We start from the raw sequence: 24,674 nt of genomic DNA on the forward strand, positions 1-24,674 counted from the left end.
CAATGGGTATGGCATAGTTTCAAACTGACATCAGTTCAGTTCGCGGGATGTGGGTATTCGCACCATGAAGTTGTTGTTCAAGGCCACGGCGGCCGCGACGGCCCTCGCTGTCATTTCGGTTCTCACGGCGTGCGGGTCGAGCCCGGGCACCACCGGACCCGTATCGGGCGCCTGGTCCGACGTCGAGGCGGCCGCCGAAAAAGAGGGCAGCGTTCTGCTCTACTCGAGCCAGAAACCTGCCAACCTGGAACGGCTGGAGAAGGCGTTCGAAACGAAGTACCCGCGCATAGATATGGAGTTCGTGCGCGGTACCGACGCCGATATCAACCCGCGGGTGGAAACGGAGAACCGCACCGGGCGCGGTACGGCGGACGTCCATATGCTCACCGATGCGACGTGGGTCACCAATGCGGCTCGATCGGGCAGCTATTCGGCCGACCTGGTCGGTCCCCATCTGCAGGCGCCGGAGTACCGGCCGGAAACCAGTGTGCTGGAGAACCGGTTCGCGCTGAGCAGCGCGGCCGTCTTCGCGCTCGGCTGGAATACCGCCGCGGTACCGGGCGGTCTGCGATCCCCGCAGGACCTGCTCGATCCGAAGTACCGGGGCAAGATCGGCATCGTCAACCCCACCGGTATCGCGTCCTACGTCGATCTCTACCGCTTCTACGCGCGAACCTACGGCGAGGACTACTGGGACCGGATCGCGGAGTTGAAACCGCGGATCTATCCGAGCGCGCTCGGTATCGCCCAGGCGCTCACCTCCGGTGAGATCGTGGCGACCCCGTCAGTGCAGCCGCTGGTCACCGAGGTGGCGGCCGGCGCTCCGGTCGACTGGGCACTGCCGCCGCAGCCCTGGGGTACACCGTGGTACACCCACGCGCTGAGTGTCGCGCCGCATCCGAACGCGGCGCAGGTCCTGGTCGACTTCATGACGACCCGCGAGGGCCAGACCGCCCTCAACGACGGATACGCCGCGGCGCTGCCGGATATTCCGGGCGCGGTCGTGCAGGCGCAGGAGATCACCGCCCCGGATACCGCCGACCTCACCCCGGACAAGGTCACCGAGTACTCGCAGGACTGGGCGCGGCGTTTCCAGAGCTGATCGGGCTCCGATTCACACCGACCGACGAAGGACAGCTATGGACAACAGGGCCGAGCCCCTGCAGGGCACCCACGTGCTGGTGACCGGGGCCTCCGGTGGGATCGGCGGGGCGACCGCCGAACTGTTCGCCGCCAGGGGCGCGACCGTCCACCTCACCGACGTGGACGATATCGCGGGCCGGAAACGTGCGCTGGCGCTCGGCCCCCGGGCCCACTACCACCATCTGGACGTCACCGACGAGGGTGACTGGCACGCCGTGGCGACCGCGATGGAGCAGGCCGGGCACCCGATGAACGTACTGGTGAACAGTGCCGGGACCGCACTGAAGGCGCCCTTGGCGCAGACGACGCTCGCGCAGTTCCGCCGGATGGTCGACCAGCATCTGGTCGGTACGTTCCTCGGATTGCGGACCGCCGCGGCGGCCATGACCGGCGGGGGCGCCATCGTGACCATCTCGTCGTTGCGTGGTGTCCTGGCAACCGCCGAACTCGGCGCCTACGGGGCGGCGAAATCCGGGGTCCGCGCACTGACCAAGGTCGCGGCGCTGGAATTGGCCGAGCAGGGTATCCGGGTCAATTCGGTCTGTCCCGGCAGTATCACCACCGAGATCACCTCGGCGCCCGGTTTCGCCGCCGACGATATGGAGACATACGTCCGCAGTATTCCGATGCAGCGCCGCGGCTCCCCCGCGGAGGTGGCGGCGGTGATCGCCTTCCTGGCGACCGCCGACAGCAGCTATGTCACCGGTGTCGATCTCCTGGTCGACGGCGGGACCGCCGCCGGTGTCCGCACCCCCAAACTCTCGACTCAGAAGGCATGAGATGACGTCGCAATTCACCGTTTCCGGCCTCACCAAGACCTACGGCGCGAATATCGTCGTCGACCAGTTGGACCTCACCATCGAAGACGGTGAATTCCTGGTCCTACTCGGGCCCAGCGGATGCGGGAAGACCACGACCCTGCGGTGCCTGGCAGGTCTGGAGAACCCGCAGGGCGGTTCCATCGCGTTCAAGGACCACACGGTGTTCGATGCCGCGGCCCGGGTGAACGTGCCCGCGCACAAACGCAATATCGGCATGGTCTTCCAGTCGTATGCGCTGTGGCCGCATATGACGGTGCGCAAGAACATCGGCTATCCGCTGAAGGTGCGCAAGATGAAGGACGCCGTCGCGGAAGGCGCGGTAGAGGCCGCCGCCGAAATGGTCGACTGCGCGCAACTGCTCGACCGCTACCCCTCGCAGCTCAGCGGCGGCCAGCAGCAGCGGGTGGCGGTGGCCCGCGGCCTGGTGGCGCGGCCCGATCTGGTGCTCTTCGACGAACCGCTGAGCAATCTGGACGCCCGCCTACGCGATCAGGTGCGCACCCAGATCCACCGGCTACACCAGCAGCTCGGTTTCACCGCGGTATTCGTCACCCACGATCAGTCCGAGGCCTTCGCTCTCGGAGATCGCCTGGCCATTATGAAATCGGGCAAGATCGAGCAGTACGACACGCCGGAGCGAGTATTCGAGAACCCGGTTTCGGACTATGTCGCCGCGTTCATCGGGATGAGCAACCGGTTGTCGCTGCGACGCGGCCACGACGGGTGGAGCACCGCGGCGGGAGATCCGATAGACCTCACCCACGCGGTGGTCCGGGAGCGTGCCGACGAGAACAGTGCCGCGGTGGCCCGGTTGCGCCCCGACGATGTCCTGCTGCATGTCACGACCGACGAGGTACCGCTGGGCAATGTGGCGCTACACGCCGAACTCGTGACCTACGAATACGGCGGCCGCTACTTCGATGTCACCGTCGAAACCGGCGGCGAACAGCTCATTCTGCGGGCGCCCGCGGCCCAGCACAGCTCGGCGCTGCGCGGGAGCCGGCCGGGAGCACCGCTGGTGATCAGCTTCTCGCCCGCGAGCCTGCGGGTCTTCCCGGCCGCGGGCGAAACCCCGGCCGCAACCCCCGAGCCGGTGGCCGCCACGGCGGGAGGGAACGCCTGATGGCCACTCTGTCGACAGCCGCGGGCCGCTCGTTCGCCGTCCCGGCGCAGTGGCGGTCACGCCTCGGCTACCTGGCACTGCTGGCCGTCCTCGGGTATCTGGTGGTGCTGCCGATGATCCGGCTGCAATCGCTGGCCTTCGAGGACGGCGCCCGCGGTTATCGCGCGCAGTACACCCGCTTCGATATCGGGGAGACCATCCAGACCACCATCGCGCTGGCGCTGGGGTCGCTGGTGATCGCGATGGTGCTCGGCACCCTGCTGGCCTTCGCCGCGAGCCGGCTGCCCGACCGGCTCGGCTTCCTGCGGATCATTCCGATCCTGCCGATCGTGATGCCGGCGGTGGCCAATATCGTCGGCTGGGCGTTCCTGCTGTCCCCGGGGCCGGGGTACCTCAATGTGCTGCTGCGGAAGCTACCGTGGTGGAGCGGTTCGGATTCCGGGCCGATCGATGTCTACACGGTGCCGTGGATCATCATCCTGACCGGTTTCGGCCTGACCTCATTCGTGTACCTGTTCGTCAGCGCCGGAATGCAGAACATCAGCGCCGAACATCTCGAAGCCGCGCAGATCAGCGGATCGTCGACCGTGGGTGTGTTCTTCCGGGTGGTGCTGCCGTTGCTGCGCCCTTCGCTGATCTACGGCGGTGGTATCGCCCTGCTGCTCGGGCTGGGGCAGTTCACCGGGCCCCTGCTGCTCGGCCAGAACTACGGCGTGAAGGTGCTGACCACCGAGATGTACCGGCGGGTGTCGGAATCGCCCTCGGATTTCGCCGCCGCCGCGGCGGCCGGTTCCCCGCTGGTGATCTTCGGGCTGGTGCTGGTGCTGATCCAGAAAGGTCTGCTGGGCAACCAGTCCCGGTTCGTCACCCACGGCGGGAAGTCCTTCGCGCCGGCCGGTGGGCGGTCGCTGTGGGCCACTCTCACCATTGTCGTCTACGCGCTGTTCGCCCTGGTCATCCCGCTGATCGGTCTGGTCATCGTCTCGTTGACGCCCTACTGGTCGGGATCGCTGTCGGTGGAGCTGCTGACACTGGACAACTTCCGCACGCTGGCGGCCGACAACACCATCGTGGAATCGGTCCTCACCAGTGTGTCGACCTCGCTGGCCGCCGTGGTCATCTGCGTACCGCTGGGCTACCTGATGGCGACCCTGCTGGTGCGGGGCCGGCAGTTCAAGGTGCTCGCCCTGCTGGCCGATCTCGTCACCGCGCTGCCGCTGGGAATTCCGGCGGTCATCTTCGGTGTCGGATTCCTGCTCACCTACACCGAACCGCCGCTGATCCTGTACGGCACCAAAACCGTCATCATCCTGGTCTACATCGTCCTGATGCTGCCGTACGCGACCAGAATGCAGATGACGGCGATGCTCTCGCTCGGCAATACCTACAGTGAGGCGTCGGCCACCAGCGGCGCGTCGCCGCTGGTGACCAACCTGCGCGTCATGCTGCCGCTGATGCGGCCCACCATCCTCAGCGCCGTCGCGCTGATGTTCATCCTGCTGACCCACGAATTCGCGGCGTCGCTGCTGGTGCGGGCCTCGACCACCCAGGTGATGGGCACCCTGCTGTTCGATCTGTGGCAGAACGGGTCCTATCCGCTGGTCGCCGCCATGGCGCTGCTGATGACCGCGGTCACCACCGCCGGTGTCGCGGTCGCGATGCTGGTGGGCGGCCGGAACGTGCTGAACAAACTGTGACGCGGGAGCAACAGCCGTCACCGGAACAGAAAGGGCCGCGATGACAACGGGAGCCGCGAGGCTTCGGGACAAGGTCGTCCTGGTGACCGGATCGACGGGCGGGATCGGCGTGGAGATCGTGCGCCGTCTCGCCGCGGAAGGCGCCGTGCTGGTGGTGACCGATCTCGCCGAGGCCGCCCGCGCCGAACTCGTCGCCGGCCTGGACGAGCCGGACCGGCACCTCACCCGGCCGCTGGATATCAGCAGCGAGGACGAATGGCGGGAGAGCGTCGATGCCGTCCGCCGGCGGTACGGACGGCTGGACGCGCTGGTCAACAATGGCGCCATCGGCAGCCTCGCCTCCGTCGTCGACGAAGACCTCGAGCGCTACAACCGGGTGATCGAGGTGAGCCAGACCGGGACCTGGCTGGGCATGAAACACGCGGGTGCCCTGATCGAGGACAGCGGGGGCGGGTCGATCGTCAACCTCTGCTCCATCCTGGGCACGGTCGGCGGTCTGGGGAACAGTCTCGCCTATGCCGCGGCCAAGGGCGCGGTCCGCACGATGACCAAGAACGCCGCGCTGCACTGGGCCACGAAAGGGGTCCGGGTGAATTCGATCCACCCGGGTTTCATCGAGACCGAACAGTTGCGCGCGCGGTACGAGGGCACCGAGCGCCACCGGGCGATGCTGGCCCATACGCCCATGGGCCGGCTCGGCCACGCCACGGAAGTCGCCGCCGCCGTCGCGTTCCTGGCAGGCGACGATTCCACCTTCGTGACGGGTACCGAACTCTATGTGGACGGTGGCTGGACCTGCGCCTGAACCCCGTCCCGGGCCTCTTCATCGGATGAGGGTGAAGAGGCCCGGGTCGTCTGGCTCTTTGTCGGCCGAGAAGTGCACGGCTGTCGGAATGGGGGCTCGGTCATCGCCACCCGGGCTACCGCGGCGATATCGGCGGGATCGACGGTGGGCAGCCCGGTATCGGCGAAGGGGACCTCCCCACTGCGGGATTCGCGGATCGAGTACGCCCACCACAGGGCGTTGGACGCGAACTGAGTCGGGCGCCGTGGCAGTGCCGACCGGCAGGATCCGGCATTCTGCCGGTACGACGACGTGGGTCGTAATTCGTCGCCGTGGAGCCGTCGAGTGGTTTCGCCTAGGGTCTGTCTTCACTCGCGAACGGTGAACCCCAGTAGGAGTCGAACTGCGGTAGGTGCAGACCGGTTTCGGTGACCACTGTTTCGGCGCCCAGCCAGGATTGCCCCGAGGCCTCGTCCCAACCCGGGAACATCAGGCCGGTCGGCAGATGGATATTTCTGTCCATTTCGGCTTCGTTGATGAGATATTCCGCCGCGAACTGCCCGGTCGAGCTGCCGTGCTCTCGCGCCGGACTGCACGAGACCGGCACGAGCGTGCCGAACTCGTTGCCCTCCATGGCACGGAGGACATACGGATTCACCGCAATGGCTCCGGAGTGCGAGGGGCCGTCGAGGTACATGATTTCCAGTGAACTCTTCGTCGGGACCCGGACAGTGTAGGAACGCGAGTTGGCATGAGCGATGACGTAGATCGGCGGGATGCCCGTTCGCCGGACCTCTCTGGCCCAGGGAGCATCTATGAAAGGGCCGAGGTAGTAGGTTGCCGCGGCACTCCGGCTCGCCGGAATCCGTTCGTAAGCAGGCCGTATGTACTCGTCGCTGGTTCGATCCCGCATACTTGCCCAAGGCACGAAATTCTGAACATCCTTCGGTTTCGAAGGGAACAACACGCCGATAGTTTTCCCGTCGGCATCGTGCAGGGGAACGCTGATGATATCCGCCGGATCGATCTCCACGACCTGACCGGTGCTCTTTTCGATTCCGGTGATCGGGCGTGGCGGTCCGGTCGCCGCCGTGACCGCGTGCTCAGATCGGCGCCACGGATCGAAACCGTGGACGGCTCTCTCGTCGACCGCTGGATGAATACGCGCCACAGAGTCGGCCCCAGCGGAAACGACGGTTATGCGCTTGCGGATACCGGTTGTGGTGGTGTTCGCCATCGTGAGCAGGCGGTCCCCCACCGTGTCCATGAGAGAAACGGTCCGCATACGGTAGCTCCTCGCTGGGCGGAACCCTTGAAAGTGATCTGAGAGTACGCTTTTCGTCTGTTCTGGTAAATCTTTCAGCGCCGGAGACGGAGTGGGCGTGAGCATAGGATGACCGGCGAGTGTTCGGTCCCGGCCGGCGTCGAGCGCCGACATCGCCATCCGGGATCGCTGTCTCCGACACGAAGGGTGGATTCCAGTGGATCCTGAGTTCCGAACCATCAGGCGTGGCGACTGGCTGGTCCTGCTCGACCCGCGGTGGACGGCCGACGCCCCGGACGTGCATCCGCCGGCCACGGCGATCATGGGTGGGTGGGGACTCGACGAGTCGGGTGTGGCGGCGCCCTTCGATCCCAACCCCGATTACCGTCCGTCCGACGCGGCCTCACCCACGGATCCCATCGACACGGTCCTCCGGCGCGCGGTGGCCGGCGATGATGTGACCGACCGTATCGTCCCGACCATTCGTGATTCGATGGTCCATCTCGGTTGCGACGAAGCGGGGCAGCCGCTGGTCGGTCCCGCACCGGACAGTGTGCTCTGTGCTCCGGTCGTCACCGCCGAGGTCCACAAGCAGCGAGTCGGCCCTGTGCACTGGCGGAAAGTATGGGGGGGTGCCCTCGCGGACATCGTTCCGCCTGAAGTGGACATTCTCGTCAATCCCGGCGGCCCCGCCCAATTCCGGTTGATCAACCGGGCGCTGCGTGCTGCGGAGTGAATACGCGCTGTCGTTGTTGTTCAGGCGGGTGCGCGGCTTGGCGCTCTTGGACTTCACCATGCGCAAGCGGTGGGACAGGCCGGCATCTTCGTTGTCGGCCTACGGCAGTTCCTACATGTCGGCTACGAGATGTACCGGACGATTCCATCGGCCGCGGACTGTTCGATGGTGGCGAGGAGCCGGTGGTGGCGCAGGGCGGCCTCGAAACCGGGATGCGGTTGCCGGGCTTCGGTGATGGCTCGAGCGACCTCCTGGTAGAGAGCTGCGATGTTGGCCGGTGGGCCGACCCGAATGCCGGCGGGGACCGTGCGATAGGTATCGGGCACGGCCAGGGCCTCGTCGCCGATACGGATGTCCCAGTCGTCCCAGTGGATGAATGTCCCGGGCCGGGCCGGGGTAGCGATCAATGTTGCGTCGCTGCCGACGAGCTCGAGGCGGAACCCGTAACGGGCGGGCCCGTTGCCGCCGTGCACGGCGACGGAGGCGGTGGCGCCGCTGGCCAGCAGTCCGTGCAGCAGCACGTGGCTGGGCGTGGCGTTGGGCACGGTCCGCTGTGTCCCGGCGACGAGCACGCGGTCGTGTGTGCGGGGCAGCCGTGCGGAGACTTCGGTCAGTGGGCCCGCGACCCGTTCGAGTGCGGCCAGGAAGTGACCGGCCATGATGGTCAGGATGCTGGTTCCCTCTGCGGGGTCGAGGCCGAACACCAGGTTCGGCCATATTCGACTGCCGCCCCAAGGGGCGCCTTCCGCCACCAGTGCCACCGATTCGAGCCTGCCGATCCGGCCGTCGGCCAGCAGGTCCGCGGCGAAGCGAGCGCTCGGTGAGTGGTGGCCCTGGAGGACGACCGCGTGCACGACGCCGGCGGCGGTGGCGGCCTCGGTCAGCTCACCCGCTTCGGCGGCGTCGACGCCCAGCGGCCACTCGGACACGACGTGCTTGCCGGCGTCGAGCGCGGCTTTGATCACGGCGGCATGCCCGGAAGCCTTCACCGACACGACGACCAAGTCGACCTCGGGGTGCGCGATGAGTTCGCCCGCGTCGGCGAAGGCATGCCGTACGCCGTGGTTGGCCGCCGCCCGGTCCGCGCTGGCCTGGTTGGTGGTCGCGACCGCGGTCACGTCGAACATCTCGAGAGCGGTGAGCGCGGGTAGGTGCGAGCTGTCTGCCCAACCGCTGGCCCCGACAACTCCGACTCGGATCATTTGCGCCACTCCTTGATTCTGTACCTTTCGGTAAGAAACTAGGTCGCGGAGCCCTTGTGCGCAAGAGGTAATGTACCGGTAGGTAAAAAACAGGGAAGGGGGCACGGAGGATGGCATGCCCGGCGGACGCCCACGCTCGTTCGACGCAGACACCGCGCTCGACCGCGCCCTGGATGTGTTCTGGCGGCACGGCTATGAGGGCACCTCGCTGGCCGACCTGACCGCCGCAATGGGCATCAACAAGCCCAGCCTTTATGCCGCCTTCGGCAACAAGGAGGAACTGTTCGGCAAGGTTTTGGCCCGCTACCTCGACGGCCCCGGTGCCTACGCCGCCGACGCGCTGGACGCGCCCACCGGCCGCGAGGTCGTCGAGCGGCTGATCCACGGGGCCGTCGACCTGACCGCAGGGGACAGCACGCCCCATGGTTGCCTGTGCGTCAAGGCCGTTCAAGCCTGCGGACCCGACGCGCACGCGGTACGCCGGGACGCCGTCGCGGTACGTAAAGCCGGCGAGGCGGCACTGCGCCGGCGGCTCGAGCAGGCCACCGACCTGCCGTCCCGCCAGGGGCCGGCCGGTCTGGCCGCGCTCGTCCACACGATCTCGGACGGCATCGCCGTCCAGGCCGCGGCCGGGCGCAGCCGCGACGAGCTGCGGCAGGTCGCCGACTCGGCGTTGCGCGCTCTCTGGGACGAAGGCGCATAGCGCGTAGTGTCGCCGCCGGCGTTCAGTGCGGGAGTCGGAAGATGTCCACACCGTCGATATCGTCGGCGGCGAGAATGTCCCGTGCCACGAGGACGTCCAGATGGGCCATGGTTTCGCAGGTGGCGACCATCTGGTTGAACGTGTCCAGGCCGGCGAAGGGTCGTTCCCGGCGGGTCCACGTCAGGGCCTGGGCGACTTCGTAGCCGGTGCACGGTGCGAGGTCGGTCACCGCGGCGCGTATCTGGTGGAAGCGGAGATCATGGTGGGCCAGTAGATCACGGGCCCGGGCGCCGGCGCTGCCGCCGTCGGGCCCGTGTGCGGGGAGCATGGTCCGGTCGTCGTCGTCGCGTAGCAGGGTCAGCGAGTGCAGGAACTTGTCCAGGGGTAGTTCCCAGGTGCCGAGTTCGAATCCGATGGACGGGGTGATGGTGGGGAGCAGATGGTCGCCGGTGAAGACCAGCCGCCGCCGCCGATCGTGGAAGACGGTGTGGCCCTTGGTGTGTCCGGGAGTTTCGAGGACCTCGAATTCGTAACCGCCGAGGGTTATCGGGCCGGGCCGCAGCCAGTGGTCGGGTGTTTCCCAGTCCGCTGGATCGAAGGGCTCCTCGGCGCTGCCGAGATATGCACGCGCGGCGATACCGGCCGCCCCCGCGCGGCGCAGTTCCCGCAGGGAACTCTCGGGAACATTGCTGCCCAGCGCGCGCACCGCGTCGAGCCCCGCCGACTCTCCGGCGCCCAGATGGACCCGGCAGCCGTGCCGGCGGCGCAGTTCCACCGCGAAGGTGTAGTGGTCGCGGTGGATATGGGTGACCAGGACATCGTGGATTTCGCCGGGGGAGCGGCCGATCCGCGCGAGCCCGGCGGACAGTTCGTCGTAGGTGTGCGGGCGGTGCCAGCCGCCGTCGATCAGGACGAGTCCGTCGTCGGTCTCGACGGCGTAGGCATTGACCGCGCGCAATCCGTCCTGGGGCAATTGCAGCGGTATGCGGTGAATCCCCTCGGCCACCGGATAGCAGCCGGGTTCGGCCCAGTGGGCGCTCATTCGCCGCTGCCGGCCAAGGGCACCATGGTCTGTTCCTCGCCGTACCAGATCATGCGCCGCCCGCGCATGGCGCCGACATTTCGGACGGCCGCCTTCCATTCCGGGCTGGCCAGCGCGGCGTCGAGGGCATCCCGGGATTCGAAGCTCAGGACGGACAGTCCGTCCCATCCGGCCGACCGCTCGTCGAAGCTGTCGAGCAGTTCGGTGTGCTGCCAGCGCAGCAGGCCGGGCAGGGGGTAGGTGACCTCGGCGTGTTCGCCGCGCCACCACTCGATGAACTGGTCGTGGGTCCACTCGCTGGGGCGCGACGCCAGAACGATGAGGTTGTACATCGGCATATCCTAACTGAATTCTGTTCGGTTTCGTAGGGCGCACGACAGTGCGCACCCCCTGGCCGACGGTGCTTACGCGCGCACCATCCGCACCGCGGTCTCGGTGACCGTTTCGGTGATCTCGGCGAGGGTGAGCGCACCGTCCGGGCGATACCAGCGCCAGACGCTGATCACCACGGCGAGTACGAGCCGGCCCAGTATTCGCGGATCGTCACCGGCGAAAGCGCCGGTCTCGACACCGCGGGCGATGAGATCGGTCCAGTTCTGTTCGATCTCCTGGACCAGTTCGCGTGAGCGCAGCCGCTCGGCTTCCTCTTTCTCGGACTGCCGGGGGGTGGCGAGTAGATCCATATGGTTCTGCAGGATGCGTCGCTGCAGTGCGTCGATGGGCTCGGCGCGCAATGCCGCGGCCACGGCCGCGCGCAATGCCTTTTCCGGGTTTTCCTCGCCCTCGATGGCCGCGACGAAACGATCCGCGGAATCGGCCAATTCCAGCCGCATGATGGTCAGCAGGCAGTGCGCTTTCGATTCGAAATAGTGGTACAGCGCGGTCTGGCCGATGCCGACTTCGTCGGCGATGGAGGCCCATTTCGTATGCTCGTAACCGATTCGTCCGAATTGCTCGATAGCCGCGGTCAGGATGCTGCCGCGCTTGGAACGCGGGCTCTCCCGCCGAGCTCCGGTATCAACGGTCATGAGTGAAGTGCCCCCAGGATTCGATGGTGTGGATGCTTCAACTCTACCCCACCCGATATGAACTCGAGTCGGCTGCGGCGAGTTGCGCCGCGAGCCGGACCGCGTCCGGCCGGGATAATTTTCCGACCCGATTCTGCGGGAGATCGGCGACGGTGAACAGGTATTCGGGCCATTTGAATTTGGGGAAATCCGCGGCGGCGAGCTGCGCGGTCACCGCCGGCAGGGTCAGCTCGCCGGTATCGGTGACCACCAGGGCCGCCGCGCGCTCGCCGAGGAGATCGTCGGGGACCGGGACGACACAGACCTGCACCACGCCCGGCAACGCGGCGATCGCCGCCTCCATCTCGTTGATATCGATATTGCGCCCGCCGCGGATGATGATCTGCTTCTGCCGGCCCATCACCCGGATGGAACCGTCCTCGGCCACCTCCACCAGATCACCGGTGGGCAGGAATCCGTCGTCGGTGAGCGCCGGTGCCACCGGGGTGCCCCCGCGGGCGTAGCCGACGAACAGGGAAGGGCCCTTCACCTGGGCGTCGCCGATCTCCCCGGCGGGCAGTGCCGCACCGTTCTCGTCGACCGCGCGGACCACGGTGCCCGGAAACGGGCGGCCGTCGCGCCCGAGCCGGATCTCCGGTGCGTCGTCGAGCCGCGGTGTGGTGTGGCCGAGACACTCCGACATACCGAACACCCGCAGGAAGGTGGTGCCGAGCTTCTGCTCCGCCTCGGCCAGCGCCCGCTGGTTCATCGGCCCGCCGCCCACCGTCATCGCGCGCATGGCCGACAGCTGCCCGGCACTGCCCTCCACCACCGAGAGCTGCAGCGCCATGGTCGGAACCAGCATGGTCCAGGCCACCCGGTGCCCGGCCATCGCCGCGAGCGCGGCGCCCGGCGACCAGCGGCCGATGGTGACCATGGTGGCGCGGAGGAACACCGGCAGATACATCCCGAAGCAGAACGCGGCCACCGACGACAGGGGGACGAAGGCGCCCACGGTCTCCCCGGGGCGCAGTCCGACCGCGTCGATGGTGCTGCGACAGGCGTAGCGGATGGCGTCCTCGGACTGGACCACGCATTTGGGCCGGCCGGTGGAACCGGAGGTCATCGCGATCGCGCTGCCACCGTGCCAGCGCCGGACGGATTCGAACGGCGTGGCGCGGGCCAGCAGCAGATGCTCGTCGAAGGCGGTACCGCGGCGCGAGTAGATCTCCTCGGGCACGTCCCAGTGGCGCAGCGTCTGGGGGTCGCCGATCACCAGATCGGGACCGATGTCCTCCATCGCGAGCCGGAACTCCGATTCGGTGGCGTGCGGGCTGAACACGGCGACCACCCCGCCGCGCAACCCGACCGCGAGCGCCGCGGCCAGGGTGCGCCAGGTGTTGTCGGCCTGGATCAGTGCCGTGGGGGCGCGATCGTCGAGGGCCGCTATCCGCTCGGCCAGGGCCTTCGCCGTCGTCATGATCTCACCCAGAGTGTGCTGTCCGAGTTCGTCGATCACCGCGATATCCGCCGGTGTCCGCCGTGCCCGTTCGAGCATCTCCTTCGCCAGTACTCTCATCGCCCGTTCCTCGTGCCGCTGTGCTCTCTGTTTACTCGTCGCCGCGCTCGCGCGGGGCGGAATGCGCTCGTCACGGCGGTGGGACCAGGACGGCGCGCCCGGTGATCCCGCCCGACCGCAGCCTGCGGTAGACCGCGACCGCCTCGGTGAGCGGGAAGGTCTCCGCGGTGACGTGCAGGGCACCCCGGCGTGCGAGATCGACCACTGTCGCCAGGTCGGATCGCGGCCCCCAGAAAGGCGCGGTCACAGTCCAGCCCGCGGCCAGGCCGACGTCCTTGCCGACCTCGAGCCGCCCGCCCGCGCTGCCCACCACCACCAGGCGCCCGCCCGGCGCGAGCGCTGTACCGGCCGCGCCCACGGTGTCCGGGGCGCCCGCGAAGTCCAGGATCAGATCCGCGCCGTCGCCCAGGCCGGTGGCCGCGGACGGGATATCGGGGAAGGCCGCGTCCACGCCCAGCCGACGGGCCACCCCGAGTGCGTCCGGCCGGTTGTCGATTGCGACGATTCGTCCGGCGCCGAATTCGCGCAGGATCTGGACCGCGAGATGGCCCAGCCCACCGACTCCCACCACGAGACATACGCTGCCGGCATCGATCAGGTCGCGATGTTGCCGCACCGCGTGATACGCGGTCAGGCCCGCATCGGCCAGGGGCGCGCAGACCACCGGGTCCACACCCCGCGCCGGAACCAGGAATCGGGACGAGGGCACGATCATCGCCTCGGCCAGCCCGCCCGGGTGGCCCAGCCCGTTACCGATGGGTTGCCCCCGGCCGTCCCGACCCGGGCGCAGCCGCAGGCAGTAGTTCTCCCGCCCCCGTGCGCAGTTGCGGCACTCGCCGCAACTCCAGATCCCGTGGACCACCACGCTTTCCCCGATCCAGCGGCGGTCGGCCGCGGGGCCCGCCTCGAGCACGGTGCCCGCGACCTCGTGTCCGAGGGTGAGCGGGAGCGGATAGCCGAACGCACCGGCGGCGGCAGCCATGATGTGCAGATCCGAGCGGCACAGTCCGGCCGCCTCGACCCGCACCAGCAATTCCTCGCCGCTGGGCCGCGGTATGGGGATCTCGCGGAGTTCGGGTTCGGCGCCCCAGGCGGTGAGCTGCACGGCCAGCATCAGCGTGCCGTCCAGCCGCCGTCGACCACCAGGGTCTGTCCGGTCATATAGGACGACGCGTCCGAGGCGAGGAACAGCACCGCGCCGTCCACTTCTCCGGTCCGGCCGCCCCGGCCGAGCATGGTGTTGCGCCGGACCCAGCCCGCCGATTTCTCGTTGCCGAACAGTCCGTCGGTCATCTCGGTGTCGAACCATCCCGGCACCACGGCGTTCACCCGGATACCGCGCCGGCCCCACTGGCCGGCGAGTTCCCGGGTGAGTCCCAGGGTTCCGGCCTTGGAGGCGGCATAGCTGGCGCCGCCGATCGGTGCGGTGGAAACCAGGCCGATCACCGAGGAGATATTGATGTAGGACGCGTGTGCGCCCTCGGGTAGCCGGCTCGCCGCGTAGGTGGCGAGGTGGAAACCGGCGAGCAGGTTCAACTCCAGGATCGCGTGGAACTCCGCGTCGGTCTCCTGCTCCGCCTGCGGGGGCCCCGGCCGGCCCGCATTGTTGACCAGGACATCCAGGCGCCCGGACTCCGCGTAGCAGCGGTCCACCAGGGCGGTACGGTCCGCGTCCCGGGTCACGTCACAGGGCACCGGCACGATCCGGGAGTCGGTCCGTGCCAGCTCGGTCAGCCGGTCCACCCGGCGCGCGGCCGCGTAGACGGTGGCGCCCGCGCCGGCCAGTGCGCGGGCGAAGCCCAGCCCGAGGCCCGACGAGGCGCCGGTGACCACGGCGACCCGTCCGCTCAGATCGAACAGGCTCGCCGGTGTGGCGATATCCGGATCGCCCGGCTGCGTACTCATCTCAATACACCGCCGTCCGGCCGCCGTCGACCGGGATGAGGGCACCGGTCGTATACCCGGCGGCATCGCTCGCCAGATGAACGACCAGTCCGGCGATCTCCTCCGGCCGCCCCAGCCGGCCCGCGGGGAGCCGGTCGACGATCTTGCCGACGAACTCGTCGTCCCAGTGCTCGGCCATATCCGTCGCGAACCCGCCCGGCATCACACAGTTCACCCGCACCGACGGCGCGTATTCCTGGGCGAACGCCATGGTGAGCGCATTGAGACCGTTCTTCGCCGCGGCGTACATCGCCTCGGGCGGGCTGGGCCGGACCGCGCCGATACTGGAGATGTTGATGATCGAGCCGCCACCGGCGGCGGCCATCCGGGCCCCCGCGACAGCCATCAGCCGGAACGGGCCCTTCAGGTTCACCTCGAGGGTCTTGTCCCACAGGCCCTCGGTCACCGCCGCCAGATTCTCGCCCGACGGAGCGATTCCGGCATTGTTGACCACGATATCGAGACTGCCGAATTCGGCGACGATCCGGTCGACGGTCGGCTCTATGCTGTCCCACCTGCCCACATGCAGTTCCAGTGGGTGCGCGCTGCCGGGACCCGCGCCGAGCGCGGCGACCGCCGCCTCGCAGGCCGCGAGTTTACGGCTGGAGACGATCACCGTGGCGCCGGCATCGCGTAGTCCGCGGGCGATCGCCAGCCCGAGTCCGCGGCTCGCGCCGGTCACCAGCGCGACCTTTCCGGTCAGATCCGTTGTGCTCATCGATGCTTGTTCACTTCCAGACGCGCGATGGTGCGCAGATGTACTTCGTTGGGGCCGTCGGCGATCTGCAGCGCCCGGGTGATCGCGTGCATCCGGGCCAGCACGGTGTCATTGCTGACCCCGGCCGCGCCGAAGGTCTGGACCGCCCGGTCGACCACCGCGTGTGCCACCTCCATGGCAGCCACCTTGATCGCGGCGACCTCCGAGCGCGCTGCCGCGTTGCCCTCGGTGTCCATCAGCCAGGACGACTTCAGGACCAGCAGCCGGATCTGGTCGATCTCGATCCGGCTGCGCGCGATCCACTCCCGCACCACACCCCGGTCGGCCAGCGGGCCCCCGAACGCGGTGCGCTCCAGCGCGCGGCGGCACATCAGGTCCAGGGCGCGTTCGGCCATTCCGATGGCCCGCATGGCGTAGTGCATCCGGCCCGGGCCCAACCGGCCCTGCGCGATGGCGAACCCGTCGCCTTCGGCGCCGAGCATATTCGCCGCGGGCACCCGGACATCGGTGAACTGGACCTCGCCGTGCCCGAGCCGGTCGTGGAAACCGAACATCGGCAGATCACGCAGAACTTCGACGCCGGGCGCGTCGGCGGGGACCAGGATCATGCTCTGCCGGCGATAGGCCGGCGCCTCCGGATCGGATTTGCCCATGAAGATGATGAGTTTGCAATCCGGATCGAGAATTCCGGAGGTATACCATTTGCGGCCGTTGATGACGTAATCGTTTCCGTCCCGGCGGATGGTCGACGTGATATTGGTGGCGTCGGAACTGGCGACAGCGGGTTCGGTCATCGCGAACGCCGACCGGATCTCACAATCGAGCAGCGGCCGCAACCACTGCGCCTTCTGCTCCTCGGTCCCGAACATGGCCAGGATTTCCATATTCCCGGTATCGGGCGCCGAACAGTTGATCGCCTCGTTACCGATGATGGACCGGCCGACCATTTCGGCGAGCGGGGCGTATTCCAGATTGGTGAGTCCGGCGCCCAATCCATCGTGGGTCATGAAAAGGTTCCACAGACCCAGTTCCCGGGCCCGGGCCTGCAATTCCCGCATGATCTGCGGTTGTTCGTGCGGATTGTCCGCCGCGGCGATCTGCTCGTCGTAGACCGGCTCGGCCGGATAGACGTGCTCGTCCATGAATCGGCCGAGCTTGTCGAGCAGGTCCGCCGTGTGGGCGGAGTAGGAGAAATCCACAGTGCGGCTCCTGAACTGGGGGAGGAGACCTCAACCGGCGAGCAGCGCGGTTCCGGTCTCGATGAGGCGGTCGATGGTGGCGGGCAGTTTTTCCTGGTCCGGGTCGTGGTGCCGGCCTTCACGGTGCCGCCGCAGGTTGTGGCCCATGATGGCGGCCATCTTGAGCCGGCCGAGCGCGTCGAACCAGGGCAGCTCCGGTAGGTCGGTGCCGCCCGCGCGGTACAGCTCCACCAGTTCGGCAGCGCTCGGCAGCCCGGGCACTGTGCGGCCCACGCCGGGAAAATTGGTGCCGTCGGCGAAGACCAGGAACCAACCGAGCTCGACCCGGGGATCGCCGGCGCTCCAGATCTCCCAGTCGATCAGCGCGACGGGTTCGGTGCCGGCGGCGATGATGTTGCCGAGCCGGTAGTCGCCGTGTACGAGGGTGGGTGCCAACGGTTCCGGTACGCGGCGGCCGAGTAGTTCGAGCAGACGGTCACCGCCGGTGACCAGTTCCGGGGGTACCGCACCGAGTGTGCGGGCCCAGCGGGCCAGTTCGTCGGCGGGGGTCAGCGCGGGTTCGATGCCGGGCACCGCGTCGAGGGCGACCGCGTGCAGCCGGGGCAGTACCTCGGCCGCGCGGCGCATGCGGGCCGCGGCGAGATCAGGCGCCACGGCCGGATCGTCGAGTACCGGTTCCAGCGATTCGCCGGCGACGAATTCCATGGCGAACCAGGCCGGTTCACTCTCGTCGGTGACGACGATGCGCGGCACCGGGACCTCGGTCGGCGCCAACGCGCGCATGATCCGGGCCTGGCGCAACATATCGTGGCGGCCGAGGGGTTCGCGGCCCTCGGGTACGGCTTTCACCACATAGGCTCCGCCGGTCGTCACCGCCCGGTAGGTGAGTCCCGAATGGCCACCCGGCAGGCGTTCGAAGGCGGTGAGTTCGACCCCGAGCTCGGCGGCCAGCCGGTCGCGGACCCGATGTTCCAGCGTCATGGGCGTGGCTCCTTGGGCAGGCCGAGTACCCGCTCGGCGATGATGTTGTGCTGGATCTCGTCGGTGCCGCCGGCGATCCGGTAGCCGGGCGCGCCGAGGACGTGCTCGGTCCAGGCGTAGGTTCCCCAGCGTCCCGAATCGGCGACCAGGTCGCGGCCGAGCAGCAGCCGCACCACCTCCGACGTGCGTGCCATGGTGTCGGTGGCCAGTAGTTTGCCCGCCGAGGCCTCCGGTCCCGGGTCCCGGCCCGCGACGACCGCCGCGGCGACCCGCATACCGGCCACCCGCTGCACATAGCTGCGGGTCACCAGGTCGGCGACCCGGTCGCGTTCCAGGTCGGACAGCTCACGTCCCAGGTTGCGGGCCAGGGCCACCGCCCGGTCGGCATTGGCCAGGCCCAGGGTCGCGCCGTCGAGGCGTTCGGCGGCGAGCACGGTCAGCGCGACCGGCCAGCCCGTGCCGACCGGTCCGAGCCGCAGTCCGTCGTCGAGCACCACGCCGTCGAGGTAGACCTCGTTGAACGAGCTGCCGCCGGTCATCTGCCGGATCGGGCGGACGGTGACACCCGCGGCATCCATGGGGACCAGGAATACGGTGAGTCCCGCGTGCTTTGCCGCCGCCGGATCGGTCCGGCACACCGCGACGCCCAGGTCGGCGACGCGGGCGCCCGAGGTCCAGACCTTGTGGCCGTCGAGGGTCCAGGTGCCGTCGGCGTTGCGGGTTGCCCGGGTCCGTACCGCGGCCAGATCGGAGCCGGCCTCGGTTTCGGAAAAGAGCTGACAGGCGATGAGATCGGTGCGCAGCATGGCCCGGATATAGCGGTCCCGCTGTTCCGGCGTACCCCACTGCTCGATGGTCGGTGCCACCAATTGCTGGGTGACCGAGAACATCTCGGTCCGTCGCGGTACCTCGAACTCCGCTTCGGCACGCCGGAACGCGAGCACATAGGACATCGGCAGCCCGCGCCCACCGTATTCTGCGGCCCAGTTCAGCGCACCCCAGCCCGCATCGAATTTGGTGCGCTCGTACTCGCGGATCGCGTCGGTGTGCCGCCGCTCCTCCGCGGCGGTCCAGTTCTCGAATACGGCGACCGAATCGTCACCGTGACCCCAGGCGGCTTCGGTGCGGGGCGCGGCGACGCCGCGCAACCAGTCCCGGGCCGACTCGGTGAACTCGGCGAGATCCGGAAGTGTCTGTGTACTCACTGTGTTTCCCTCGCCCTCAGACCGAAAGGACCGTGCAGGCGCTGATTCCGGGAGCGCCGTAGACGTGTGTGAAACCGAGGCGCGGGCCGCCCGGCACCTGACGTTCGCCCGCCTCGCCCCGCAGTTGGGTGACGATCTCGTGGACCTGCCGCAGCCCCGAGGCACCGATGGGTTCGCCGTTGGCGATACAGCCGCCGTCGGTGTTGATCGGCAGCCGGCCGTCGATCTCGGTGGCGCCCGCGGCGATCAGCTCTTCCTGCGCGCCGTGCTCGCAGAACCCGCATTCGGCCATATGCATGATCTCCGCGCCGCTCTCGGTGTCCTGGAGCTGGGCGACATCGATTTCGCCGGGCCCGATTCCGGCCTGCTCGAAGGCCGCCATGGCGGCATCGGTACTGACGCTGGTCGGTTCCCCGGTGCCCTGGACCGCGGGGCTGAACACCTCGAAGGATCCGAAGCGCCGAGTGCGATGGCTGATCGCCCGCAAGCGCACCGGGCGCCCGCCGAGCCGGCGCACGGCGGCCTCGCTCGCGACGACCACGGCCGCGCCCCCTTCACCGGGGGAGCAGAACATGAACTTGGTGAGCGGATCGTTCACCATATCCGCCGCGGCGATCTGCGCCGCCGAGATCGGCTCCCGCCGCCAGGCATTGGGATTGCGGCTGCCGTTGCGATAGGCCTTCTCGGCGACCTTCGCCAGGGTCGCCGCGGAGATATCGTGCTCACGCATATAGCGGCCGATCTTGGCGCCGAAGAACTGGGTGGTCACCATGAGTCCGGCCGTGCCGTACCCCTCCGGCAGACCCCAGTCGGCGGGGTCGGGGTCGAACGCCCCGCGCGGGTGTTTGTCGAAGCCGACCGCGAGCGCGATCTCGGCGGCGCCGGATCGCACCGCGTTGACCGCGGAGAACAGGGCGCTGCCGCCCGTCGCGCAGCCGTTCTTGACATTGGTGAACGGGATACCGGTGAAACCGAGCTCGGCGACCAGGGTGTCGGCCAGTCCCGACCCGTCGCTGCCGCCGAACGCGACCTGGATATCGGGCCAGCTCAGTCCGGCGTCGGTCACCGCGGCGGTGATCGCCTCGACCGCCATCTGCCGCCCGCTGACCCCGGGCCGGCGGCCGAAGGGCGACAGCCCGCTCCCGATGATCGAAACCTGATCTGTCACCGGTCCTCGCTCTGCTGGGTGGTAGTGGTGGCGAACCGGGGGACCGGTGTGACCGCGACCAGCCGCACCGGCGCCTGGTCCAGGGCGGCGAAATCGTCGTGGCAGTCGAGAATCGCCTCGATCCTGATTCCCTCGGGGAGTTCGACATAGCCGACCGCGTACGGTGTGAACCCCTCGGCGGGAACGACATACGGTGGCGATTTCGGCGGGAACCGCTGAACGGTGTAGGCCCAGACCACCCCTTCGTCGCTGAGGGACAGCGGGTCGGCGGTCGGCCGGGCGCAGCGCGCGCAGATCGCGCTCGCCGGGTAGCCGACCGTGCCGCATACTCGGCACCTACTGCCCTCCAGTACGGGTTTCACCTGCTCACCCATGTCGTTCCTTCCGATGGTCGGTCTGCCGATCGCTGCTTCAGCGACCGACCCACTTGGGTTCGCGCTTCTCCAGGAAGGCGTTGACACCCTCGCGCGCGTCCTCGGACTGCAGGGCGTTGCCGACCGCCAGATGTTCCATCACCATCAGCGACTGGATATCGGCGTCCAGGCCGCGGTCGATGGTCATCTTGGTGAGCTTCATGGCGAACGGGCTCTTGTCGATGATCGGCGCGATGAAATCGGCCACCAGCGCATCCAGTTCGGCCGCCGGGGCGGAGGCGTTGATCAGATCGAAGGCCTCGGCCTCCTTACCGGAGAGCAGTTTGCCGGTGAGCATCAGCTCCTTGGTCTTGCGGATACCGATCATGCGCGGCAGGCGGTAGATCGGGCCCGCGCCACCGAAGAGTGCGCGGCGGATGTGGAAGTCGCCGATCTTGGCATCGTCGGCGGCGACCGCGAAATCACAGGAGATCATCAGCTCGAATCCGCCCGCGGTGACGTAGCCCTCCAGCACCGCCACCGACGGAGTGTTCATCGAGTACAGCCGGTCGCAGACCTTCGCCGAGAGCACCGCGACATCCATCGCGTTGGTCTTGCCGACGTAGTTCTCCCGCAGTTCGTCCAGGTCGAAGCCCGAGCAGAAGGTGTTGGCCCGGCCGCGCAGCACGAGGACCTTCAGGTCCGGGTCGTTGTCGACCTCGACGATGATCTCGTCGAGCCGGTGCAGCAGCTCCACGGTGACCGCGTTCTTCTTGTGCGGGCGGTTGAGCCAGACACGCGCGATCTCGCCGTCTTTCTCCAGGACGATGTGGTCGGTGTCAACCATCGGGGCCTCTTTCGTTGTCCGTTATTGAACTGGATTCACTTCAGTTGTACTCGACGGCGCGGTGGGCGTCAATACGGAATTCCGCGCCGGTTCCGGGTCGTTCAGACGCCGACCAGATCGGCGATGCGCGCGCGATGGGATCGCGAATCACCCTGTGCTGCTTCGTTTCCGAGCGCGCGCCGGAAATAGGAGTGCACGGGATGCTCCCAGGTGAAGCCGACACCGCCGTGCAACTGCACCGCTTCCGAGGCCGCGAGGACGGCCGCGTCGGTGCAGACGGCGCCCGCCACCGCCACGGCCAGCCGTGCCGAGTCGGGGTTATCGGCGTACAGGGCGGCGGCATACCGGGATGCCGATCTCGCGCGTTCCAGCTCGACCAGCAGATCGGCCAGCCGGTGCTTGACGGCCTGGAACGAGCCGATCGGCCGACCGAACTGCCGGCGTGTGCGGACGTAGTCGACCGTGAGCTCCAGTAGGTGCTCGACGATGCCGGTGTTCTCGCAGGCTGTGGCGAGTGTGGCCAGATCGTGCAGCCGGGCGACGGCGGCGGGTGTCGATTGCGGCGTGGTCAATGCGACGGCCGGGCAGTCGTGGACGGTGAGATCCGCCTGCCTGCGGGTGGGGTCGAGGACCCGGCGTGGGCTGCGGACGGCCTCCGGTCCGGGCCGTAGGGCGAAGAGGCGGCGGCCCTCGGGGGTGTCCGCCGAGGCCACCACTATATCGGCGGTCTCGCCGCCCGGTAGGTGGGTGACCGTGCCGTCGACGCGCCAGGCGTCGGAAACGGATCGGGCCCGCAGTGCGTCGGTGGCCGGATCGAGGGTGCCGACGGAGGCGAGCGACCGGCCGGCGAGTACCTCGGCGAAGAGTTCGGCGGTCTCCCCGGCGGCCGGTAGCAGCGCCTGAACGCCCAGTACCGCCGAGCTGATCACGGGCTCGCAGACCAGGGCCCGGCCGCATTCCTCGAGAACGACGGCCAGCTCGGTGGTGCCGTAGCCCAGCCCGCCCTGTTCCTCCGGAACGGCGAGCGAGGTCACCGACATCTCGTCGACGAGACGTCGCCACAGCGGTTCGGAGTATCCGCTCGCGGACTCCGTCGCCGCGCGGACCTGCTCGATACCGCTGTGCCTGGCGAGTAGTGCCCGCAGTGTTTCGCGCAGTTGTTCCTGTTCGGGGCCGGGCGTGAGAGCCGCCGGTTCCGCCCGCGGCCAGGGAACTTCGACGGTGGCTGCTGAGGTCGGGGACATGATTCTCCGGTTGACTTGAGTTCAATTCGGTAAACCGAGCGTAGCTGTTCGCGGTCTCGACAAGAAGTGGTTTGCTGAACTAAGTTCATTTCATGAGTTACGTGATCGAGGAGTACTACGCGACCGTCGACAGCGGCGGCTTGCGGGACGCGGTGGCGTTGCTGGCCGAGGACGTGGACTTCACGATGGTCCTGCCCACCGGGGTGAAACGGGACCGCGGCCGCTCGGCCATGTTCGATTACCTCAGCGGCCGGCCGCCGGTGAACCGCAAACACGTGCTGCTGCGGGTGGCCGCCGACGGTGACGTGCAGTTCGCCCACGGCGCCGTCACCGAGAACGACACCGTGACCACCGGGTATTTCGTGGCCGCGATGCATCTGGACGCGGCGGGGCTCATCGACCGGTATCAGGTCACGTTCAGCGCGGACTTCGCGCTCGTGGACCGGTCCTCGACCGAAGGAGAACAGAAATGACGACGGATGTGCCGGTGCTGGCCCGGTGGTTCGGCTATATGGATTCCGACGATCCCGATCGTGTGCTCGGCATGATCTCCGACGATTTCACCATGTCGGTGCAGTTCTCCAAAGGATCCGGTGCGAGTGCCGAATTCGTCGGAGACCGGGCGGGTCTGATCGCCTACCTCGTGCAGCGCGAGAAGAGCACCCTGGTCCATCACATCGACGTGGGTGCGGTGGTCGGCGAATACGAACTCGTGCTCGGCCGTACCACCCGCGCCGGAGAGTTCGAGGCGTCGTTCAACGCCACCGCCCAGCTCGACGCCACCGGCGCGGTGCGCCGCCTGCTCATCGCCCGGACACCCGAGGTCGCCTTCGCGCGCTGAGCGGCGCGGGCCCGGGCCCGTCCGACAAGGAGGACCACCGATGAACCGCCGGCTCTGCCTGGCCCGCCGACCGGCCGGAAAGCTGAGCGTCACCGATCTCGCGCTGATCGAGGAACCCGTTCCGGAACCCGGCCCGGGCGGGATACTGGTGCGCAACACCTGGCTGTCGATCGATCCGTCCCTCCGCATCCGGCTGGCGGAGACCACACCCGACGGGTACCTGCCGCCGCTGCGGCCGGGCGAGGGGCTCACCGGTCTCGCGCTCGGCGTGGTCGCCGAGACCCGCCATCCGGACTACACCGTCGGGGAGCTGGTCTCCCACACCCTCGGCTACCGCGAATACGCGGTGGTGGGTGCCGGGACGCAGACCATCGGCGGCTACGGCGCGCCCACCCGGATCGAGACCGGGGACCTGCCACCGCAATGGTTCCTCGGGCCGCTGGGCAGCGCCGGACTCACCGCCTATGTGGGACTGGTCGAGATCCTCGAGCTGACCGCGGCGGACACGCTGTGGGTGTCGTCGGCCGCCGGTTCGGTCGGCTCGCTCGTCGCGCAACTCGCGGTATTGCGCGGTGCCACGGTGCTCGGCTCGGCGGGCAGCCCGGACAAGGTCGCCTACTTGCGTGACGAACTCGGCATCGCGGCCTTCGACTACCACGAACCCGCCCTCACCGAATCGCTGGCGGCGCTCGCGCCCACGGGAATCGACGCGTATTTCGACAATGTCGGTGGCGACCATCTGACCGCGGCGCTGGACGCCCTGCGCCCGCAGGGACGGATCGCGCTGTGCGGTGCGGTGTCCGGTTACGACGGCGCCGCCCCGGCCGGACCGCCGAACCTGTTCACCATGGTGGCGAAAGGTCTGCGCATGCGGGGATTCCGGGCCGGATCCTTCAACCACCTCGAAGCGCCGATGCGCGCCGAGGTCGGTGCGCATCTCGCGGCCGGACGACTGGTCCACCGGGAATCGGTGTTCGAGGGGATCGAGCAGGCGGCGGCCGCCCTGGTGGCGATGCTGTCGGGCGCGACAACCGGTAAGACACTGTGCCGTCTCGCCTGAGAAATGCCGTGGT

General features: G+C 68.3%; 26 protein-coding genes. 10 read left to right on the plus strand and 16 right to left on the minus strand.

Annotated features, from left to right (window positions below):
* The first annotated feature begins 64 nt into the window (after positions 1-64).
* Genes NF4_RS20525 through NF4_RS20545 form a run of 5 tightly spaced genes read left to right on the plus strand, consistent with a single transcriptional unit; the run spans position 65 to position 5,589 of the window.
* The gene (locus NF4_RS20525) at positions 65-1,102 is read left to right on the plus strand and encodes an ABC transporter substrate-binding protein (RefSeq protein ID WP_063129194.1); all 1,038 of its coding nucleotides are present in this window, start codon (positions 65-67) and stop codon (positions 1,100-1,102) included.
* A gap of 37 nt (positions 1,103-1,139) precedes the next feature.
* On the plus strand, positions 1,140-1,922 hold the full coding sequence (locus NF4_RS20530) for an SDR family NAD(P)-dependent oxidoreductase (RefSeq protein WP_063128984.1): 783 nt from the start codon (positions 1,140-1,142) through the stop codon (positions 1,920-1,922).
* Between the two features lies 1 nt (position 1,923).
* Entirely contained in the window at positions 1,924-3,087 is a 1,164-nt protein-coding gene (locus tag NF4_RS20535; protein WP_063128985.1) for an ABC transporter ATP-binding protein, read from the plus strand.
* Positions 3,087-4,784, plus strand: a complete 1,698-nt coding sequence (locus NF4_RS20540; RefSeq protein WP_063128986.1) for an ABC transporter permease — start codon at positions 3,087-3,089, stop codon at positions 4,782-4,784. Before NF4_RS20535 ends, NF4_RS20540 begins: the two co-directional genes overlap by 1 nt.
* Positions 4,785-4,824: 40 nt before the next feature.
* Entirely contained in the window at positions 4,825-5,589 is a 765-nt protein-coding gene (locus NF4_RS20545; protein WP_063128987.1) for an SDR family NAD(P)-dependent oxidoreductase, read from the plus strand.
* A gap of 334 nt (positions 5,590-5,923) precedes the next feature.
* Here NF4_RS20545 and NF4_RS20550 read toward each other — a convergent pair whose 3' ends face one another.
* Positions 5,924-6,805 (minus strand): hypothetical protein, encoded by an 882-nt coding sequence (locus NF4_RS20550; RefSeq protein WP_157120473.1) that lies wholly within the window; start codon positions 6,803-6,805, stop codon positions 5,924-5,926.
* Positions 6,806-7,049: 244 nt separating this feature from the next.
* On the opposite strand from NF4_RS20550, the gene NF4_RS20555 reads away from it, so the two are divergent.
* Positions 7,050-7,568 (plus strand): type VII secretion system-associated protein, encoded by a 519-nt coding sequence (locus tag NF4_RS20555; protein WP_063128989.1) that lies wholly within the window; start codon positions 7,050-7,052, stop codon positions 7,566-7,568.
* Between the two features lie 122 nt (positions 7,569-7,690).
* On the opposite strand, the gene NF4_RS20560 is transcribed toward NF4_RS20555, so the two are convergent.
* Positions 7,691-8,770: a Gfo/Idh/MocA family protein gene (locus NF4_RS20560; protein ID WP_063128990.1), complete on the minus strand. Its 1,080-nt coding sequence runs from the start codon at positions 8,768-8,770 to the stop codon at positions 7,691-7,693.
* Positions 8,771-8,885: 115 nt separating this feature from the next.
* Here NF4_RS20560 and NF4_RS20565 point away from each other — a divergent pair, with 115 nt between their 5' ends.
* Positions 8,886-9,473, plus strand: coding sequence for a TetR/AcrR family transcriptional regulator (locus NF4_RS20565; RefSeq protein WP_063128991.1), 588 nt, complete (start codon positions 8,886-8,888; stop codon positions 9,471-9,473).
* Between the two features lie 22 nt (positions 9,474-9,495).
* On the opposite strand, the gene NF4_RS20570 is transcribed toward NF4_RS20565, so the two are convergent.
* The 14 genes from NF4_RS20570 to NF4_RS20635 form a co-directional block, all read right to left on the minus strand.
* The gene (locus NF4_RS20570) at positions 9,496-10,515 is read right to left on the minus strand and encodes an MBL fold metallo-hydrolase (RefSeq protein ID WP_063128992.1); all 1,020 of its coding nucleotides are present in this window, start codon (positions 10,513-10,515) and stop codon (positions 9,496-9,498) included.
* Positions 10,512-10,847 (minus strand): EthD domain-containing protein, encoded by a 336-nt coding sequence (locus NF4_RS20575; protein ID WP_063129195.1) that lies wholly within the window; start codon positions 10,845-10,847, stop codon positions 10,512-10,514. Before NF4_RS20575 ends, NF4_RS20570 begins: the two co-directional genes overlap by 4 nt.
* 72 nt (positions 10,848-10,919) lie before the next feature.
* Complete coding sequence (locus NF4_RS20580; protein ID WP_063128993.1) at positions 10,920-11,543, minus strand: TetR/AcrR family transcriptional regulator; 624 nt, start codon at positions 11,541-11,543, stop codon at positions 10,920-10,922.
* Between the two features lie 43 nt (positions 11,544-11,586).
* Positions 11,587-13,101 carry a class I adenylate-forming enzyme family protein gene (locus NF4_RS20585; RefSeq protein WP_063128994.1) on the minus strand — a complete coding sequence of 505 codons (1,515 nt, stop codon included), beginning with the start codon at positions 13,099-13,101 and terminating at the stop codon, positions 11,587-11,589.
* A 70-nt stretch (positions 13,102-13,171) separates the two neighbouring features.
* Complete coding sequence (locus NF4_RS20590) at positions 13,172-14,215, minus strand: NAD(P)-dependent alcohol dehydrogenase (protein WP_063128995.1); 1,044 nt, start codon at positions 14,213-14,215, stop codon at positions 13,172-13,174.
* Positions 14,215-15,006, minus strand: a complete 792-nt coding sequence (locus NF4_RS20595) for an SDR family NAD(P)-dependent oxidoreductase (RefSeq protein WP_063128996.1) — start codon at positions 15,004-15,006, stop codon at positions 14,215-14,217. The genes NF4_RS20590 and NF4_RS20595 overlap by 1 nt, the downstream gene beginning before the upstream one ends.
* Before the next feature lies 1 nt (position 15,007).
* On the minus strand, positions 15,008-15,763 hold the full coding sequence (locus tag NF4_RS20600; protein WP_063128997.1) for an SDR family NAD(P)-dependent oxidoreductase: 756 nt from the start codon (positions 15,761-15,763) through the stop codon (positions 15,008-15,010).
* Positions 15,760-16,962: an acyl-CoA dehydrogenase family protein gene (locus tag NF4_RS20605; protein WP_063128998.1), complete on the minus strand. Its 1,203-nt coding sequence runs from the start codon at positions 16,960-16,962 to the stop codon at positions 15,760-15,762. Before NF4_RS20605 ends, NF4_RS20600 begins: the two co-directional genes overlap by 4 nt.
* A 30-nt stretch (positions 16,963-16,992) precedes the next feature.
* Positions 16,993-17,943 carry a phosphotransferase family protein gene (locus NF4_RS20610; RefSeq protein WP_063128999.1) on the minus strand — a complete coding sequence of 317 codons (951 nt, stop codon included), beginning with the start codon at positions 17,941-17,943 and terminating at the stop codon, positions 16,993-16,995.
* Positions 17,940-19,148 carry an acyl-CoA dehydrogenase family protein gene (locus tag NF4_RS20615; RefSeq protein ID WP_063129000.1) on the minus strand — a complete coding sequence of 403 codons (1,209 nt, stop codon included), beginning with the start codon at positions 19,146-19,148 and terminating at the stop codon, positions 17,940-17,942. The genes NF4_RS20610 and NF4_RS20615 overlap by 4 nt, the downstream gene beginning before the upstream one ends.
* A gap of 16 nt (positions 19,149-19,164) precedes the next feature.
* Positions 19,165-20,316, minus strand: a complete 1,152-nt coding sequence (locus NF4_RS20620) for a thiolase family protein (protein WP_063129001.1) — start codon at positions 20,314-20,316, stop codon at positions 19,165-19,167.
* Positions 20,313-20,690 (minus strand): Zn-ribbon domain-containing OB-fold protein, encoded by a 378-nt coding sequence (locus tag NF4_RS20625; RefSeq protein ID WP_063129002.1) that lies wholly within the window; start codon positions 20,688-20,690, stop codon positions 20,313-20,315. The genes NF4_RS20620 and NF4_RS20625 overlap by 4 nt, the downstream gene beginning before the upstream one ends.
* 37 nt (positions 20,691-20,727) lie before the next feature.
* Positions 20,728-21,516, minus strand: a complete 789-nt coding sequence (locus NF4_RS20630; protein WP_063129003.1) for an enoyl-CoA hydratase/isomerase family protein — start codon at positions 21,514-21,516, stop codon at positions 20,728-20,730.
* A 101-nt stretch (positions 21,517-21,617) separates the two neighbouring features.
* Complete coding sequence (locus NF4_RS20635) at positions 21,618-22,760, minus strand: acyl-CoA dehydrogenase family protein (protein ID WP_063129004.1); 1,143 nt, start codon at positions 22,758-22,760, stop codon at positions 21,618-21,620.
* Positions 22,761-22,852: 92 nt separating this feature from the next.
* Here NF4_RS20635 and NF4_RS20640 point away from each other — a divergent pair, with 92 nt between their 5' ends.
* The 3 genes from NF4_RS20640 to NF4_RS20650 are packed head-to-tail and all read left to right on the plus strand — an operon-like array spanning position 22,853 to position 24,661.
* On the plus strand, positions 22,853-23,233 hold the full coding sequence (locus tag NF4_RS20640; protein ID WP_063129005.1) for a nuclear transport factor 2 family protein: 381 nt from the start codon (positions 22,853-22,855) through the stop codon (positions 23,231-23,233).
* A complete protein-coding gene (locus NF4_RS20645) occupies positions 23,230-23,601 on the plus strand; it encodes a hypothetical protein (protein ID WP_063129006.1) in 372 nt (123 codons plus the stop codon). The genes NF4_RS20640 and NF4_RS20645 overlap by 4 nt, the downstream gene beginning before the upstream one ends.
* Before the next feature lie 40 nt (positions 23,602-23,641).
* Entirely contained in the window at positions 23,642-24,661 is a 1,020-nt protein-coding gene (locus tag NF4_RS20650; RefSeq protein WP_063129007.1) for an NADP-dependent oxidoreductase, read from the plus strand.
* The last annotated feature ends 13 nt before the right edge of the window (positions 24,662-24,674 follow it).

The organism is Nocardia fusca NBRC 14340, assembly GCF_001618425.1.
In the GTDB taxonomy this organism is placed as follows: domain Bacteria; phylum Actinomycetota; class Actinomycetes; order Mycobacteriales; family Mycobacteriaceae; genus Nocardia; species Nocardia fusca.